General features: G+C 62.0%; 1 protein-coding gene. It reads left to right on the top strand.

What is annotated here, in order from left to right; all coding sequences use genetic code 11:
- Window positions 1-271, top strand: a 271-nt coding sequence (locus CVH10_RS20730; protein ID WP_181244596.1) for a F0F1 ATP synthase subunit A, incomplete at both ends; no start/stop codon positions are given.

Genomic DNA, 271 nt, shown 5'->3' with positions numbered 1-271 from the left:
GATCGAGCCCGTGCTCGGTCAGCGCTGGGTGGTGGGTGGCTATGACCTGTCCTTCACCAATTCCGCGCTGTGGATGGTCATCACGCTCGTCACATTGTGGCTGTTCATGCTGGGCGGGATGAAGCGCGAGCTCGTCCCCGGCCGCTGGCAGGCCGCGGTCGAAGGGTTCACCGGCTTCGTTCAGAACATGCTGACGTCGAACGTCGGGCCGGAGGGCAAGCGCTTCGTTCCCTACGTCTTCTCGCTGTTCATGTTCATCCTGTTCGCCAAT

The sequence above is a fragment of the Halomonas sp. ND22Bw genome (assembly GCF_003011945.1).
Taxonomy (GTDB): Bacteria; Pseudomonadota; Gammaproteobacteria; order Pseudomonadales; family Halomonadaceae; genus Halomonas; species Halomonas halophila.
This window is presented reverse-complemented; position numbering and strand designations above follow the sequence as displayed.